This is a genomic window from Paenibacillus sp. SZ31 (genome assembly GCF_012912005.1).
GTDB lineage: Bacteria > Bacillota > Bacilli > Paenibacillales > Paenibacillaceae > Paenibacillus.
Map to the genome: position 1 here is coordinate 24,024 of NZ_JABBEA010000013.1, position 16,096 is coordinate 40,119.

Sequence of the window (16,096 nt, forward strand, 5' to 3'; positions counted from 1 at the left end):
CGGCCTCTTTCCTGAAATGTAATCAGGTACTCTCTTGTATATCTTCTGAGGCAAATAAGAGGGTGCCTGTGCACATTGAATTGACGGGGTATTTTAGCTATGATACTATTAGACCGAATAGTCGGTTTAGTTTATGGAGGTTTTTCCAATCGAAGTCAAACGAAGAAAAGATGTTACCCAGATAAAGAAAGACATTGCACGTAATACCAAGGAACTGTTTGCCCAAAAGGGATATAGTGCAACTTCCATGGAAGACATATGTACGATTAACAATCGGAGTAAAGGCAGTATTTATTATCATTTCAAAAGCAAAGAAGAGCTATTCATGTATCTAATCAAGCTTAATAATGAAGACTGGATGGATGCTTGGCTGGACAAAGAATCCGGGTATAACACTGCCATAGACAAGCTGTATGGACTTGCTGATCATTATGTAGATGATTTGGCGAACCCGCTGAATCATGCCATTAACGAGTTTGTCTCAGGTCAGATCGTCAGTCAGGAGATGCTTGATGAGATGCTTTCCCTGATCCGTATTCCGTATGCGACATATGAGTCCATTATTACTAAAGGGATGGAAGATGGGGAGTTAAAACCGGATGACCCACAGGATGTAATGCACATTATCTACGGTCTGTTTAGCGGATTGACTACACTCTATTATGAGAAGGACCTGACGGATATTCGTCGTATTTACCACAAAGGCATGGCCGGTCTGCTGGCAGGCATTCAACAACGTTAACCATGAAAAGCTGATGTAACGTCAGTTTTTCTTTTTAAAATATTAATAAACCGGACAGTCGGTTTAAAAGAGGAGATGGAGAATGAACACATTGTTCAGAAACAAAGCTTTTTTAATCGTTACAGGGTCTGATTTGCTGCAAAATCTGGCGATATGGATCCGGAATATGGCGATCCTCTATTATGTAATGGATCGAACTCAGGGAAGTCCAATAGCCGTCTCGCTGATTACCGTACTTGAATATGCCCCGATTTTTGTTTTCTCCATCATAGGCGGTGCACTTGCTGATCGCTGGAATCCCAAACGTACGATGATACTGGGGGATATTCTGAGTGCGTTGTCTATTGTCATGATTATCGGTGTTTTATCTTCCGGGTATTGGCAGATTCTATACGTAGCCACGTTTGTATCCTCTATCGTTAGCCAGTTTTCTCAACCATCCTCTCTAAAGATTGTGAGGCGAAATGTAAAGGGGGAACATTTGCAGTCTGCAATTGCGATTACCCAGAGTGGTCAATCGTTGTTTTTAATTCTCGGACCAATCGTCGGAACGTTTATATACACTGCAATGGGAATTCAGGCATCCATGTACGCATTACTCATTCTGTTCCTCATCTCTGCGCTTCTACTCACATTTCTGCCTAAAGACGCCACTCAGCGGGAAATTAATACCTCATTATTAGCGGATATCAAAGAGGGCTGGCAATATGTTGCTCGATCTCGCTCGTTAAAAATGCTTAGTCTGGTATTCATCTGTATAGGGCTTTCGGCAGGTCTCATCAGCCCACTTGGAATATTTCTAATCACCGAACGTCTGGGACTTGAAGCAACATCGTTACAGTTTTTGTCAGGTGCATCTGGAATAGGCTTATTGATTGGAGGAGGTATTGCGGCTGCTGTAAGTGGCAAGTTGAATCAGACTTTAACTCTAATCGTAGGTGTGCTGTGTCTGGCTGTAGCCACGATGGGGGAAGTGTTATCCAGTTGGTTCTGGCTGACCCTTTTGATCAGTTTCTTGAGCTCCATTAGTTTGGCATTTATCAACGTCATCATCTCCACGTACTTGGTCACTCGGATTGATGAGCACTTGATTGGGAGAGTTAATGGGACCATCACACCCTTATTCATTGGGACCATGCTTCTCGGATCTTCCATGGCAGGTGTATTGATGAACAGCACATCCATTTTTATCGTCTATGCCATTTCGGTTATCGTAATGATCCTGGGTATCATTCCAGCGATGCGAATTCAATTTCGTAATGATCAGATTGCTCCTGCCGGTACATTAATTTCTTCAGAAATCACTTCGAGCCAAACCTAATCAAATGCATTCTGGTGCAACAATAGTTCGTCTATTAAAACAAGAACGTACAACAAAAAAAGCAGCGGGATCATCCCACTGCTTTTTTGTATTTGTATTAAAACTTATTGGAAAAGGACGGTGTACTCGCCGTATCCTTCTTTTTGCATGTCTTCTTTGGGTACAAAACGAAGTGCCGCAGAGTTGATGCAATAACGCATTCCACCTGCTTCGGCAGGACCATCGTTGAACAGGTGACCCAGATGGGAATCGCCCTCACGACTTCTCACTTCGGTACGAATCATGAAGTGGCTGAGATCGGTTTTTTCCTTCACGTTGTAGTCTCGTAATGGACGTGTGAAGCTCGGCCAGCCGCAGCCGGAATCGTATTTGTCGGTAGAACTGAACAATGGCTCACCAGATACGATGTCCACATAGATACCGTCACCGTGGTGATCCCAGAATTCGTTGTGGAACGCAGGCTCTGTCGCGCTGTTCTGTGTAACTTCATATTGAATCGGCGTCAGGCGCTCTTTCAGTCCATCTTTGTCCACGTTGCCGGACCAGTTGCGTTCGATGAAATCTACACGTCCAGAACCTTTGCTGTAGCGTTTGTAGTGGGCAGGGTTCTTCCGGTGATAATTTTGGTGATGTTCTTCCGCTTCATAGAACGGTTTTGCTGGCAAGATCGGCGTGAAGATCGGTTTGTCAAAACGTCCGCTTTGTCCCAGCTCGGCTTTGGAAGCTTCCGCAATCTCGCGCTGCTCTTCGCTGTGATAGAAGATGGCCGTCTGATAGGAAGATCCACGGTCATGGAATTGCCCGCCTGTATCCGTAGGATCAATCTGCTGCCAGAACAGTTCAACCAGTTTCTTATAAGGGAAGATGGCAGGGTCGAACGTAATTTGCACAGCCTCTACATGTCCTGTTGTCTCCGAGCAGACCTCTTCATATGTTGGATTCTCGGTATGTCCTCCTGTATAACCCGATACGATCTTATGAATACCGGGCAGTTCTTCAAAGGGGGATACCATACACCAGAAGCATCCGCCTGCAAAAGTTGCTAACTCACTTGAATGTTGTTCCATGCTATAGTCACTCCATTTCTGATGAAGATCTAGCGCTCGTGTTCGAGCTCCAGCAATCTACCGTTTTATTAAAACTTGTTACACAAGCGTTAGGCTTGCTCTTCTATTATATCCTGAATTGGCAAGCCAACCAAGCCGGAATGAAAACAAGCTGAATCTGAACGGTTTGCGAATTCTGAATTCAGGCTTTGTTGCGTGACCGAAAGCGAAATAAGAGCAATACAATGGCCATGAGCACCAGATATCCGGCAAGGATCCCCAGGCTCAGCCAGATGGAGGTTTCAGCCTGTGCACCTGCATAGGCAAAAACAAAAATCGCTGGCATTTTGCCAATGGCCGTGGCAACCATGAAGACCCAGAATGGTGTGTACGTTATACCTGCATAGATATTAACGGCCATCTGAGGCACGATCGGCAACAGTCGCATTGACATGACACCCATGAACGGATGTGCTTCCATCCATGTGGTAAAACGGTTTAGACCCCGGATACGTTCGAGGTACGATCTCGCCTGATGTCTGAAGATGGTTCTTGCTCCGCCATAGACGAGCATGGCAGCAAGTGTTGTGCCAAGCCAGCATATCCAGGCTGCCGTTGTGGTACCGTAACTGTAACCAAAGGCGATAATAACAAACTTATAAGGAATTACAGGCACAAGAGCAAACAATATTGCCATGGCGAGTAATAGCGGGATGGACTGATAGAGATCGGTCCAGGCCAGCAGTTCATATCTGTAAATAAACGTGACTCCTGCAAGTAAAACATATAACAGAAGCCATAACCATTTTCGCAAAATTCCAAACGCTCCTTTCAGATCAGGCAGGTCTAGTCGTGTCCCAATCTGTACTGCTGTTCCTCATAAGTTTACCACGTTCGCCCATTGTCTGAACAATTCGAGCGAAGTCTGCTGCAATCACTGGCAAGTTGCTGTCCGAAGGGTTACACTATAGGACGTGGAAATATAGAACCGAACTGAAGGTGGAATGATCATAATGGAAACAACCAAACGTAAACGAATTGCAATTATCGGCCTCGGCGGTATTGCACGTAAAGTGTATTTGCCGCTGTTGACCGCTCATCCGAACGTGGAGATTGTGGGGATTATGAACCGATCTCCGGAGCCGGTCAAAGCCGTTCGGGAGGCGTATAGATTAGAACGGGGAACAACGGATCTGAAAGAACTGTTGTCCTGGGACCTGGATGCGGTGTTTGTACATACAGCAACAGAAGCGCACTTTGACATTGTCATGCAATGTCTGGAACAGGGATTGGCCGTTTATGTAGATAAGCCGTTATCCTATACGCTTCGGGAGTCGGAAGAGATGACGGCTTTTGCCGAGGCACAAGGTCTGTTACTGGCAGTGGGCTTCAATCGCAGATTCGCACCGATGTACCAAAAAGCGAAAGAATGGATGCAGGATGGAAAAGGTTTTGAATCCCTGACAGTGACCAAACATCGTACAGGCATTCAGGATCGTCCTGCGGCAGAAACCATTTATGATGATCTCATCCATATGCTGGATCTAATGATGTGGTACTCGGATCACAATGTGGAGCTGCTTCATCAATGGATTCGGAAGAATGATCTGGACAGACTGCTGCATGCAACCGGAACGGCCAAACTGGGCAGAACAGCCTACGGTCGATTCGATATGGTGCGTGAAGCTGGGGCAGATCTGGAGGAGGTCGAATTGCATGGTGGTGGACGATCTGTTGAAGTCGTGAACATGGACACGATCAGCTACATGGAACAGGGGAGTCTGGAAACCAAAGAAACGTTCGGGAGCTGGGACACTGTGTTAGCACGCAGAGGTTTTAGCGGAGCCGTCGATCATTTCCTGGCTTGTCTGGACTCGCCTGATGATTGCCTGATCAGTGCAAGTCATGTCATGGACAGCCATGAGCTAGCTGAACAATTAATCCGCAAATAGTTGCAGAATACACATACGGAGGAATACAAGTCATGGATGAATATGAAAAGGAACGTAATAAACAGATCGAGGAAGCTGTTGTAGAAACCTATAAACAGGAAGAAGAGATGATGATCCTCGTATTTGCCCAGTGGTGTGTCAATCATGGATTGGACCCGGAAGAGATGTACCGGCAAGCCTACCCGAATCAGCAAAGCAACGAGCGTTTGCAACAGGTGCAGAAGCTGATTGTTTCCAAGGAGGAAGCCGGCGAGATCCCGGATGATACGGTACTTGGCGTATTGTCCATGTTTGGCAATGAAGATCTGGCGATGGTTGTATCTGAGGCCATAGCCGGGCGCAAATAAGTTCAACTTACGTATACTGGTATGATTACATCTGTTCCCGGTGAATGACGCGGAATTCCTTCGGCGACATGCCGAACCGGGAACGGAATACCCGATGGAAATAGGTATAGTTGTTGAAGCCGGAAGACTCAGATACTTGCTCCAAGGTCATTGGACTGAAAATAATCCGTTCCCTGGCCATATTCAACCGTACGTCAAGCGTGTATTGCATGATGCTTTTGCCAAACGCTTCTTTGAAGAGATGAACCCCCCGTGAGACACTGATACCAATATGTGTTGCCACATCATCCAGCTTGAACAATGAGGAAGCGTTTTCTTCAATGTAGTTCTTAATCTCATAAGCCACATAATTGGTGTTGGTTATCGTCGGATGCTCCGACAGTAGACGATCCACTTCGAGACATAAAATCCGCATATAATAACTTGAAATTTCCGGATAAGGATTGGAAATGCGGCGTTGCTCCAGCACGAGCTGTCGAAACAGCACTAACAGACTTTCAGTCAGTTCAACTTTGATCCGGGTTGGCCGTTTGTGACGCTTCCACCACTCATCCACCCATGAACCATTGAAGAAGATGTGATAGTCGCCACTTTCCACCAGTCGTTCTCCCATCGGATTGATTTCATTGTCTATTCTCAGCTCATAAGGCTCATCAGGATCAAAAAGAAGCAGATCGCCCGCATCCACCAGGGACATGTCCCCGTCAATACGTGAACGGCAGCGTCCGTCTGTTTGCAGTCTTAACAGGTAGTTCTTCACCCCTTCAGGCTGCACCATAGCGTAGGGTTTACGATGAAATGAAAAGCCTGCTGTAAGAACTTGGCAGGAATGATCTGTCGGCATGGGCATACTCCTTGCAATTTGAAAATTATGACCAGATAGTTCATGTTTCAATCATATTATTCATTTTAATTGAAGCGGAAACGGAATACCATAGTATTAGATTCAAGGAACAGGAAACATCCAACAAACATATGTATATCAACCATTCAAACGCGGTTTCACCATGCGTAAGGAGATGAACATCACAGTGGAGAAAATGAAAGCAGGCATCATCGGGTGCGGTAACATCAGTGCCATCTACTTGGAAAATCTCAAAAACAATCCGAACATTGAAGTCGTGGCTGTTGCGGATTTGATTCGTGAACGCGCTCAGGAACGGGCAGATGAATTTAATATCGCAAACGTTTACAATGTAGATGAGTTGCTGCAAAATAGCGAAATTGAACTCGTGTTGAACCTTACGGTTCCTGGCAGTCATGCCATAACCGATCTGGCAGCACTCGAAGCAGGCAAACATGTGTATGCCGAGAAGCCGCTGGCGATATCTCTTGAGGATGGTCGCAAGGTTGTTGAGCTGGCTGAGGAAAAGGGGTTGTATGTTGGTTCTGCACCGGATACCTTCCTTGGTTCAGGCATCCAAACAGCTCGTAAAGCCATTGAGGATGGGCTGATTGGTAAGCCGGTTGCAGCGACTTCATTCTTCATGGGTGGAGGACCAGAAGCTTGGCATCCTAATCCGGAGTTCTTTTATGTTGCAGGTGGCGGACCGATGTTTGATATGGGACCTTACTACCTGACCGCTCTGATTACGCTGCTTGGACCGATACGCAGAATCAGTGCCTCGGCAGGGATACAGATTGCAGATCGCAAGATTGGCTCTGGGCCGAAGGAAGGTACAGCACTGCAAGTAGAGACGCCTACTCACTTGGCAGGAACCATTGATTTTGCAGAAGGTGCCATTGCAACCATGATCACCAGTTTCGATATTCGCGGAGCTTCGGATCTGCCACGTATTGAAATCTATGGTACAGAAGGTACGCTTAGTGTACCGGACCCCAATTATTTTAACGGGGAAGTGAAGGTTCGCAGATACGGTCAAGACACTTGGGAGACGGTCAAACCAGTCTTCGAAAGTGGACAAAACGAACGAGGCATCGGCGTAACGGAAATGGTCGAATCCATTCGTGCCGGAAGAGAACACAAAGCCAGTGGCAAGCTTGCTTATCACGTATTGGAAGCCATGCATTCATTCCAGCGTTCTTCACTTGAAGGCAAGCACGTACATCTGGAGAGCAGCTATGATTCTTTTGCAGTAACTCGCTCAGTTCAAACTGAAATTGAAACCGTGGAATCGCACTAGCTCGGAGTACCAAGTGTTCGAAGAAGCTTGATGCTCTTACGAGTGAAGGCAGAATAACCAGTATTCTTACGTTCAATTTCAGGATAGAAACACTCTCGATTTTCCACACTAATCAAACAGGCATGTGATCTGAACGGTAATTGTATACAGTTCAATATTCATGAATTCAGCAATCATACGATATCTAATCCAGGGAGGAATCGCACTTGAAACTCGGCGTATTTTTGGTACTATTCGGAGGACGTAAATTGGAGGATGCTCTTGATTATGTAGCATCCAAGGGATTAAAAGCAGTAGAAATCGGAACAGGTGGACATCCAGGCAATGCACATTGTAAGCCGGATGAATTGTTAAGCAATCCTACAGCACTGAAAAACTTCAAAAATGCAGTGGAATCACGCGGTTTGACGATCAGCGCACTTAGCTGTCACGGTAACCCGCTACATCCGCAAAAGGATATTGCCAAAGGATTTCACGATGATTTTGTTAAAACGGTAGAACTGGCTGAGAAGCTGGAAGTACCTGTAGTGAATACATTCTCCGGTTGTCCGGGAGACCATGAGGATGCCAAATATCCGAACTGGCCTGTTGCACCATGGCCGAATGACTTCCAGGAGATCCTGAAGTGGCAGTGGGAGAACAAAGTTATCCCTTACTGGACAGAGTGGGGTAAATTTGCAGCAGATCGTAACGTAAAAGTTGGATTGGAGCTGCATGGTGGATTCTCGGTTCATACACCAGCAACGTTGCTGAGACTGCGTGAAGCAGCAGGTGAAGTGATCGGAGCCAATCTGGACCCAAGTCACATGTGGTGGCAAGGCATTGATCCGGTGCAGGCGATTCACATTTTGGGACGTGAAGGAGCGATCCATCACTTCCATGCAAAAGATACAACGATTGATCCGATCAACGTGAATAAACACGGTGTAACGGATATGCAGGATTATACTAATATGCTGGATCGGGCTTGGCAGTTCCGCTCGGTTGGTTATGGACATGATAACAAGACTTGGGCAGATATTATGAGTGCCTTGCGTCTGGTCGGATATGATTATGTGGTAAGTATTGAACACGAGGACGGTCTGATGTCGGTTGAAGAAGGATTCTCTAAAGCCGTGCAAAATCTCCAGCAAGTATTGATTGAAGAGCCGCTGGGCGATATGTGGTGGGTTTAGAGCTACACTAGGGGGAAATTGAATATGATCAACGTCACCATTTGGAATGAATTTGTCCATGAGAAAATTCACGATGAAGTAAGGGAAGTCTACCCGGATGGTCTGCATCGAGCGCTGGCTGACGGACTTGGCGGCGAAGGCTTTGCTATTCGTACAGCTACACTGGATCAGCCTGAACACGGATTAAGTGATGAAGTGCTGAATTCCACGGATGTGCTCATATGGTGGGGACACATGGCACATGATCGCGTAAGCGATGAGATCTCACAGAAGGTCGCGCAGCGAGTTCTGAACGGCATGGGAATGATTGTGCTTCATTCAGGTCATTTCTCTAAACCATTCAAAGCACTGATGGGAACAAGCTGCGATCTGAAGTGGCGTGTAGCAGACGAGCAGGAAATTGTATGGTGCGTTAACCCATCTCATCCTATTGCGGATGGCATCGAAGGCAAGATTGTATTGGAAAAAGAAGAGATGTACGGGGAGTTCTTCGATATTCCAGTACCGGATGAACTGGTGTTTGTAAGCAACTTCCAGGGTGGTGAAGTATTCCGGAGCGGATGCACGTTCCGGCGTGGTGAAGGTAAAATCTTCTATTTCCGACCAGGTCATGAGACATATCCGACCTATTACAAACCGGAAATATTAAGAGTGATCAGCAACGCTGTGAAATGGGCATATCCTGCCCGTAGCTTTAAGCCGGAATTCGGCAAGAGCGAACCTGTAAGACCATTTGGTGGCGTGCTGGTTTAATTATCCGTCGGAGTGCTAGTGTAAAATATTCTTTAGTTAAACTTAGACTGATAATGGATACGAAGGAACCCTTCTCCAAGTCAATGATGACTGTGGCAGTTGGGTTCTTTTTGGGTAAGATAGTACTATGGGGAAGTTATACGATATTTCCCATGGTTACGACGCAGCGTGTAATGTATACTGGGATGTATGATCCATTTTGGATGTTATGCTTCTAAAATTTAAACTTTTTAGTTGCAGGCGTTTTCTTTGAAGCTTAAATATGTTATTATGAAATATACTAACAAAATGTAAGTTGAGTGATCTCTAAAGAGGTGATTAATGTGGAAGGTCAAGACTTGCGGATGTGTCCGCGTTTTGAGACGGCGTTTTCGTTTTTGGGCAAGCGCTGGAATGGTTTAATTATTCAAACGTTGATGAGTGGTTCGAAGCGATTCAAGGATATCTCCAATTTGATTCCGTCCATGAGTGACAAGATGTTGTCCGAACGGATGAAGGATCTGGAGAGTGAAGGTATTCTGGTTCGTCACGTCTATCCCGAGACGCCAGTTCGTATTGAATATGAACTGACGGACAAAGGTAGAGCGCTCCAGCCTGTTATGAATCAAATTCAGGACTGGGCTGAGAAGTGGGTTGACTAGCGTATAAGCAACATCATCCACTTCGTTGTATGAATGACATAGACTCCTGATTTCTGTAGAAATCAGGGGTTTTTGTCTTAAGTAAAACGTGATACTACGTTTTTCTCTTGGGCTGTGCACATGTTGTCATGAGTTGTAGTATAATCTATAGAAAATGGCCACAGACGGCCGGAGCGAAGGAGGCCCACTTGTCATGAGAGAAGAAAGCTTATCCCGTGAAGTACGCTACGGCAAGAAAGATATTGCAGAACTTGAGAGCGCATCCATTCAGGTACATCTAATCTACAAAAAAGCTGCGGAGTTGTTTAAGCGCACAGCATATTCGCGTTCGGTTAAAGATGATTTTGCCGAAGTGAACACGCATTCTGTGAACAGCGATGGTCCGAAATTAGCTCCGGCGGTGCTGCAAAAATGGATTCAAACGTCCAGAGGCTGGAAGTGTATCGGATGTGAACTGAGACAACCTGATTCGGCGATGTCTCATATGGAGGAAACCATCCATGGAAAGCGATTGGTTCTGGATGTGGGAGAAGGTCGGTTGGCTCAAGCAGAAATGCTGATTCAGGCGGTTGTCTGGTCTCAATATGAGAAGATTCGAATGTTTGCACCGTGGCTCGGTGATGAACCCTTCTATAGCGTGCAGGAACTGGATGTCATTGCCCGTTATATTGTGCCTACCTATTTCTCGGAACGCCCTTTGCATGAGCAAGGGAAGGTGTTCAAGATACATCAACAATATGGTCAGATTCCGTTATACCAGGAGTATGTAGACGCACCTTCATGCTGCGTACAGGTGGATGGTGGATTGCTTGAAGGCCGATTGCTGACAGGCGTATATGTATCGGAGGAACAGTTCTTCGGACTCAATCCATATCTGAAAGATGGAGATGGAGGACGGACATACATGCAGGCTTGTGTCCAATAACAACGTAACCAATAAGAACGTAAAAATGATTTAGATTGGGAGCCTGTGTGCAGGCTCTCTTTGTTGTACAAGCCCTGTCTAGAGGGCACGTGCCATAAAAGTAACGGCTTTGACACTTTTTTTTGTTGAGTGTTGTGCCATAATAGAGGTTATGGACAACAGGGTGAATGATTTTACGCAGGGTGGTGTTACCTACATGAAGAAGAAAATCCCCGGTTACATAGGTGTATGTTTGCTCATTCTGGCGATCTTGGCGGGATGTAGTGAGACGCAACCTTCAGAGCAGCCAATTGTCAAAGAGACGGAAACAGCGAATACGATTACAGTGGCTGTAGATGGCAGTACGTTTTTGCCTGATGCAACGAAGTCCATTAAGCGAGATTTTAGTGAGGGTTTGACACTCAAAAAAGCATTACTTAATAGCGGACTCGTTGATTTTACAGCAGATGGCAAGCGGATCCAATCCGTGGGTGAAGTTTCTCTGGATTCTTCGCTGAGCTGGGCTGTGAAGTTGAATGGCAAGGATATTGAACAGGAAGATTGGGACATGGAGCTTCATGCCAAAGATGAAGTGATCATTTACGTGAAAGCCGCTGACAGTGGGGGGGATGGCGTTGCATATCAGACAACGTTACTCAAGGTGAGCGGTGGAAACATTATGCCAACTCTTAATCGTCAATATGCTGGCGTCTATGTCCAGGAATGTACAGTTCGCGATGTTTTGAAGTCCAGCGGGATTGTTAGAATGTCGGAGAACAACAAGTTTGTCGTTTCTGTCGAGAATGTTACGCCCCGCATGAATCAGCGGTGGGTCATTATGGTGAACGATAAGGAATTAATGGAAAATGGTTTGGATATGAAATTGAATCCACGTGATGCGGTAAAGCTTGAATTGACCAATGCATCCTAGCATACAAAGAAGCCCACTCTCTATGCAGAGAACTGGGCTTTTTTTCATTGAATGAATTGTTTTGCAAGCCACATCTTATTAGCATAATCAAACATTAAATACGACAGATCTCGTTCGGGCAAAGTTCGCAGTGACAGATGCCTTGCAGCATCTTCAGATCTTTGATGACGATCATGCCATTATCATATTCTATGCCATCTTTCTTGCGCAGATCGCTTAACATGCGGTTTACACTTTCACGGGTGGCTCCAATCATGTTGGACAGATCCGTGTGGGTAATTTTTTTGTGTATAATGACATGCTCTCCGTGAGGTTCACCATACGAATTCGACAACCGAATGAGAGTAGAACAGAGCGCACCTGGTTTGCCATATAACATGAGGTCCCTGAACTTGGTCTGTGTCAACCGGTGGTGGATGCCCATCCATTTCATAAAGTCGATCGCAAAGTCACAATGCTGGCATATCAGCATTTCCAGGTCTTTGTGCTCCAGTACACCAATCTCACTGTCTTCCAGTACTTCCGCTGAAAAGCTGTGTTTGGAGCCGAAGAAGGGATCGGCCTGACCAATCATATCACCGGACTGATACATGTACATGATCAGTTCCTTGCCTTCATCAGTTGATTTGGTGATCTGGGCACGACCCCGTTTCATATAATAAAGTTTGTCGGAGACGTCTCCTTCCCAGTACAGATGGGTACCTTCAGGATAGGTTCTATCTTTCATGGTAACCAGCAGATGGTTGAAATTCGCTTCCGAGAAACAATTGGTATTGCCGCGCTTTTCCAGTACAGTCGTTAGTTCTCTCATAAGTCTATCTCCCCTTTATGTCCATCGGACGACCTTCTGTAACTTGCAGTAGCCTCCGAGGTTCGCCGCAAACCGTTGCCGTCCTGATCAGGGTCATCTCGGCCGGGAGGAAGGACGGTACAAATTGCGGTGGTTCAATTTTTAAGTTCAGTATATACCTAAACTTACCTTTTAGGGGGCATGGGAAGGCATCAAAAATGGCGAAATTTCAAACATTGTGATTAAATTCACTTTTATTGGGGAAGGATGTGTTCGATAGTACAACACTTATTATAGGAAGTGGAAATCAACTTGTTAGCGGACATTACAAAACTAAATTTAAATTTGTTATACTTTGTGAAAAAAATCACATGATTACGTTTTTGGCTATGGTACGATGTGAATGTAAACGAGAGAGACAAACTAATACGAACCTTTAGGAGGATGAGGGAGATGGCTGTAAAGAACGAAGTCGCCCCAGCAAAAGAACCGACAGCAGGTCAGTATATTCAAACGTTAATCGACAAAGCGAATAAAGCACACGCCGCATTTATGAAGATGGACCAGAAGCAGATTGACCGGATTGTGCAAGCAATGGCGCTTGCGGGTCTGGATAAACACATGATGCTCGCCAAAATGGCCGTAGAAGAAACAGGCCGCGGAGTGTATGAGGATAAAATCACCAAAAATATATTTGCAACAGAATATGTGTACCACAGCATCAAGTATGACAAAACCGTAGGTGTGATTGAAGATAACGAATATGAGAGCTTCCAGAAAATTGCGGAGCCGGTCGGCATCATCATGGGAATCACACCAGTGACCAATCCAACATCAACGACGATGTTTAAAGCACTGATCTCCATCAAGACGCGTAACCCAATCATCTTCGGTTTCCACCCATCTGCACAGAATTGTAGCCGGGAAGCTGCTAAAATCCTACTGGAAGCAGCTGTGAAACATGGTGCACCAGCAGATTGTATTCAGTGGATTGATGATCCTTCCATGGATCGTACGAACGAACTGATGAATCACAATGATGTGGCTCTCATTCTGGCAACAGGCGGATCAGGCATGGTACGTGCAGCGTACAGCTGTGGTAAACCTGCACTGGGCGTAGGACCGGGTAACGTACCTTGCTTTATCGAGAAAAGCGCGGATATCAATCAGGCAGTTACGGATTTGATCTTGTCGAAGTCTTTCGACAACGGCATGATCTGTGCTTCCGAGCAAGCAGTAATTATTGAAGAACCGATCTTCGATCAAGTGAAGAAAAAAATGATTGCGAACGGCTGTTACTTTGTTAACAAAGATGAAGCAGTAAAATTGACAGCAGGAGCGATTAATGCCGAGAAATGTGCGGTGAACCCGGCGATTGTTGGTCAATCTGCGGTGAGCATTGCGAAGTTGTGCGGTATTGAAGTTCCAGCAGGCACCAAAATTCTCGTGGCCGAGATTGAAGGGGTAGGTACAAAATTCCCTTTGTCGGCTGAGAAATTAAGCCCGGTACTGGCTTGTTACAAAGTCAAAACGGCAGCAGAGGGCATTGAGCGTGCGGCAGAAGTGGTTGCTTTTGGCGGCATGGGTCACTCCTCGGTTATCCACTCAACGAATGAAGAAGTGATCGGCAAATTCGCAGATCGTCTGCAAACCGGACGGATTATTGTGAATTCACCATCCACACACGGTGCCATCGGGGATATCTACAACACGAACATGCCGTCATTGACACTGGGATGCGGATCATACGGACGTAACTCGACTTCTTCCAACGTAACCGCTGTGAACTTAATCAATGTGAAAAGGGTGGCTCGCCGTACCGTGAATATGCAATGGTTCAAAGTGCCGAACAAAGTCTATTTCGAAAAAGGGGCAACACAGTATCTTGCCAAAATGCCTGATATCACACGTGTGGCAATTATTACAGATGCGATGATGGTGAAACTTGGTTATGTGGAAAAAGTAGAGCACTATCTGCGTCAACGTCAAATGCCGGTAGCGATCGAAGTATTCTCCGATGTAGAGCCAGATCCGTCCACAACGACGGTAGATCGCGGAACAGAAATGATGCGCCGTTTCCAACCGGACTGCATTATCGCACTTGGCGGTGGATCACCGATGGATGCTGCCAAAGCCATGTGGTTGTTCTATGAATATCCGGACACGGACTTCAATGACCTGAAACAGAAATTCATGGATATCCGCAAACGGATCTACAAATATCCACGTCTCGGTGTAAAAGCGAAATTTGTAGCGATCCCAACAACATCGGGTACAGGTTCTGAAGTGACATCGTTCGCTGTTATTACAGATAAAAATCAAGGTAACACCAAATATCCATTGGCTGACTATGAGCTGACACCAGACGTAGCGATTGTCGATCCGGAATTCGTATACTCCCTGCCTAAAACGGCGGTTGCGGATACAGGTATGGACGTACTGACTCATGCGATTGAAGCATATGTGTCTGTTATGGCAAATGATTACACAGATGGACTTGCGATCAAAGCAATCCAACTGGTGTTCCAATACCTGGAGCAATCGGCGCTGCAAGGCGACAAACTGGCACGTGAGAAAATGCATAATGCTTCAACGATTGCCGGTATGGCGTTTGCCAACGCATTCCTGGGCATTAACCACAGCTTGGCGCACAAATGGGGCGGTCAGTATCACACCGCACACGGACGCACTAATGCCATTCTGATGCCACACGTCATTCGTTACAACGCGAAAAAACCGACCAAATTTGCATCGTTCCCGAAATATTCGCACTTTGTAGCGGATGAGCGGTATGCCGAAATTGCCCGTATCTTGGGATTGCCTGCTCGCACGACAGAAGAAGGCGTAACCAGTCTTATCAATGCCATCCGTAACCTGAACAAAACATTGGGCATTGAAGAATCGTTCCAAGAAATCGGATTCGATGCCAAAGACTTTGAAGCACATGTAGATTATCTGGCTGACCGTGCCTTCGAAGACCAATGTACAACCGCCAATCCGAAGTTGCCGCTGGTAACTGAACTGGCTGATGTATACCGCAACGCTTTCTACGGAAAGTTTGAATAACGAATTTAGAACGAAGCGTGCCTTACGGCAAGAAGATCAGGGTTCCCCGAGAGGGGAGCCCCGATTGCCGTCTTTCACACAATAACGAGAGGGCGGAAAAACAGAAGAGCGAGCATCTGTTTTTCAGGAGTATTTTAAGTTTTGGTTTGCTCCGAGCATAGAGGAGCAATGGTCGGTTCTAAAGAGGTTACACGGAATCCGTGATGTGGCCGTTTGAACGAACCCTTTACACGACAACGGAGGGGCAGAAATAACCTGAAAAAGCGAAGCGGTCGCCTTTATCC

General features: G+C 46.0%; 15 protein-coding genes. 11 read left to right on the top strand and 4 right to left on the bottom strand.

Annotation, left to right across the window (positions count from 1 at the left end):
* Positions 1-133: 133 nt before the first annotated feature.
* Positions 134-742, top strand: a complete 609-nt coding sequence (locus HF638_RS21315; RefSeq protein ID WP_169481975.1) for a TetR/AcrR family transcriptional regulator — start codon at positions 134-136, stop codon at positions 740-742.
* A gap of 82 nt (positions 743-824) precedes the next feature.
* Positions 825-2,063: an MFS transporter gene (locus tag HF638_RS21320; protein WP_169481976.1), complete on the top strand. Its 1,239-nt coding sequence runs from the start codon at positions 825-827 to the stop codon at positions 2,061-2,063.
* Positions 2,064-2,167: 104 nt separating this feature from the next.
* Here the strand turns inward: HF638_RS21320 and msrA are convergent, their stop codons facing one another.
* Positions 2,168-3,130, bottom strand: coding sequence for a peptide-methionine (S)-S-oxide reductase MsrA (gene msrA / locus HF638_RS21325; RefSeq protein WP_169481977.1), 963 nt, complete (start codon positions 3,128-3,130; stop codon positions 2,168-2,170).
* Positions 3,131-3,311: 181 nt separating this feature from the next.
* Complete coding sequence (locus HF638_RS21330; RefSeq protein ID WP_169481978.1) at positions 3,312-3,923, bottom strand: TVP38/TMEM64 family protein; 612 nt, start codon at positions 3,921-3,923, stop codon at positions 3,312-3,314.
* Between the two features lie 199 nt (positions 3,924-4,122).
* On the opposite strand from HF638_RS21330, the gene HF638_RS21335 reads away from it, so the two are divergent.
* Both HF638_RS21335 and HF638_RS21340 read left to right on the top strand, forming a co-directional pair.
* A complete protein-coding gene (locus HF638_RS21335; RefSeq protein WP_169481979.1) occupies positions 4,123-5,061 on the top strand; it encodes a Gfo/Idh/MocA family protein in 939 nt (312 codons plus the stop codon).
* A 32-nt stretch (positions 5,062-5,093) separates the two neighbouring features.
* On the top strand, positions 5,094-5,408 hold the full coding sequence (locus tag HF638_RS21340) for a hypothetical protein (protein ID WP_169481980.1): 315 nt from the start codon (positions 5,094-5,096) through the stop codon (positions 5,406-5,408).
* A 25-nt stretch (positions 5,409-5,433) separates the two neighbouring features.
* On the opposite strand, the gene HF638_RS21345 is transcribed toward HF638_RS21340, so the two are convergent.
* Positions 5,434-6,252 (bottom strand): AraC family transcriptional regulator, encoded by an 819-nt coding sequence (locus tag HF638_RS21345; RefSeq protein ID WP_169481981.1) that lies wholly within the window; start codon positions 6,250-6,252, stop codon positions 5,434-5,436.
* Between the two features lie 187 nt (positions 6,253-6,439).
* On the opposite strand from HF638_RS21345, the gene HF638_RS21350 reads away from it, so the two are divergent.
* From HF638_RS21350 to HF638_RS21375, 6 genes are all read left to right on the top strand, one after another.
* Positions 6,440-7,552, top strand: coding sequence for a Gfo/Idh/MocA family oxidoreductase (locus HF638_RS21350; RefSeq protein ID WP_169481982.1), 1,113 nt, complete (start codon positions 6,440-6,442; stop codon positions 7,550-7,552).
* A 206-nt stretch (positions 7,553-7,758) separates the two neighbouring features.
* The gene (locus tag HF638_RS21355; RefSeq protein ID WP_062835305.1) at positions 7,759-8,727 is read left to right on the top strand and encodes a sugar phosphate isomerase/epimerase family protein; all 969 of its coding nucleotides are present in this window, start codon (positions 7,759-7,761) and stop codon (positions 8,725-8,727) included.
* Positions 8,728-8,751: 24 nt separating this feature from the next.
* Complete coding sequence (locus HF638_RS21360; RefSeq protein WP_017687549.1) at positions 8,752-9,480, top strand: ThuA domain-containing protein; 729 nt, start codon at positions 8,752-8,754, stop codon at positions 9,478-9,480.
* 344 nt (positions 9,481-9,824) lie between these two features.
* Positions 9,825-10,121, top strand: coding sequence for a winged helix-turn-helix transcriptional regulator (locus HF638_RS21365; protein ID WP_076333333.1), 297 nt, complete (start codon positions 9,825-9,827; stop codon positions 10,119-10,121).
* A 193-nt stretch (positions 10,122-10,314) separates the two neighbouring features.
* Positions 10,315-11,046 (top strand): hypothetical protein, encoded by a 732-nt coding sequence (locus HF638_RS21370; RefSeq protein ID WP_169481983.1) that lies wholly within the window; start codon positions 10,315-10,317, stop codon positions 11,044-11,046.
* A gap of 196 nt (positions 11,047-11,242) precedes the next feature.
* A complete protein-coding gene (locus HF638_RS21375; protein WP_139331953.1) occupies positions 11,243-11,956 on the top strand; it encodes a hypothetical protein in 714 nt (237 codons plus the stop codon).
* 94 nt (positions 11,957-12,050) lie between these two features.
* Here HF638_RS21375 and HF638_RS21380 read toward each other — a convergent pair whose 3' ends face one another.
* Positions 12,051-12,767 carry a Crp/Fnr family transcriptional regulator gene (locus HF638_RS21380; RefSeq protein ID WP_169481984.1) on the bottom strand — a complete coding sequence of 239 codons (717 nt, stop codon included), beginning with the start codon at positions 12,765-12,767 and terminating at the stop codon, positions 12,051-12,053.
* Positions 12,768-13,199: 432 nt separating this feature from the next.
* On the opposite strand from HF638_RS21380, the gene adhE reads away from it, so the two are divergent.
* Positions 13,200-15,812 carry a bifunctional acetaldehyde-CoA/alcohol dehydrogenase gene (gene adhE, locus HF638_RS21385; protein ID WP_169481985.1) on the top strand — a complete coding sequence of 871 codons (2,613 nt, stop codon included), beginning with the start codon at positions 13,200-13,202 and terminating at the stop codon, positions 15,810-15,812.
* The last annotated feature ends 284 nt before the right edge of the window (positions 15,813-16,096 follow it).

Coding starts and splice junctions, on each gene's coding strand:
- adhE (WP_169481985.1), top strand. CDS start 13,200: ATGGCTGTAAAGAACGAAGTCGCCCCAGCAAAAGAACCGACAGCAGGT.
- HF638_RS21360 (WP_017687549.1), top strand. CDS start 8,752: ATGATCAACGTCACCATTTGGAATGAATTTGTCCATGAGAAAATTCAC.
- HF638_RS21340 (WP_169481980.1), top strand. CDS start 5,094: ATGGATGAATATGAAAAGGAACGTAATAAACAGATCGAGGAAGCTGTT.
- HF638_RS21370 (WP_169481983.1), top strand. CDS start 10,315: ATGAGAGAAGAAAGCTTATCCCGTGAAGTACGCTACGGCAAGAAAGAT.
- HF638_RS21315 (WP_169481975.1), top strand. CDS start 134: ATGGAGGTTTTTCCAATCGAAGTCAAACGAAGAAAAGATGTTACCCAG.
- HF638_RS21320 (WP_169481976.1), top strand. CDS start 825: ATGAACACATTGTTCAGAAACAAAGCTTTTTTAATCGTTACAGGGTCT.
- HF638_RS21335 (WP_169481979.1), top strand. CDS start 4,123: ATGGAAACAACCAAACGTAAACGAATTGCAATTATCGGCCTCGGCGGT.
- HF638_RS21380 (WP_169481984.1), bottom strand. CDS start 12,767: ATGAGAGAACTAACGACTGTACTGGAAAAGCGCGGCAATACCAATTGT.
- HF638_RS21345 (WP_169481981.1), bottom strand. CDS start 6,252: ATGCCGACAGATCATTCCTGCCAAGTTCTTACAGCAGGCTTTTCATTT.
- HF638_RS21375 (WP_139331953.1), top strand. CDS start 11,243: ATGAAGAAGAAAATCCCCGGTTACATAGGTGTATGTTTGCTCATTCTG.
- HF638_RS21365 (WP_076333333.1), top strand. CDS start 9,825: ATGTGTCCGCGTTTTGAGACGGCGTTTTCGTTTTTGGGCAAGCGCTGG.
- msrA (WP_169481977.1), bottom strand. CDS start 3,130: ATGGAACAACATTCAAGTGAGTTAGCAACTTTTGCAGGCGGATGCTTC.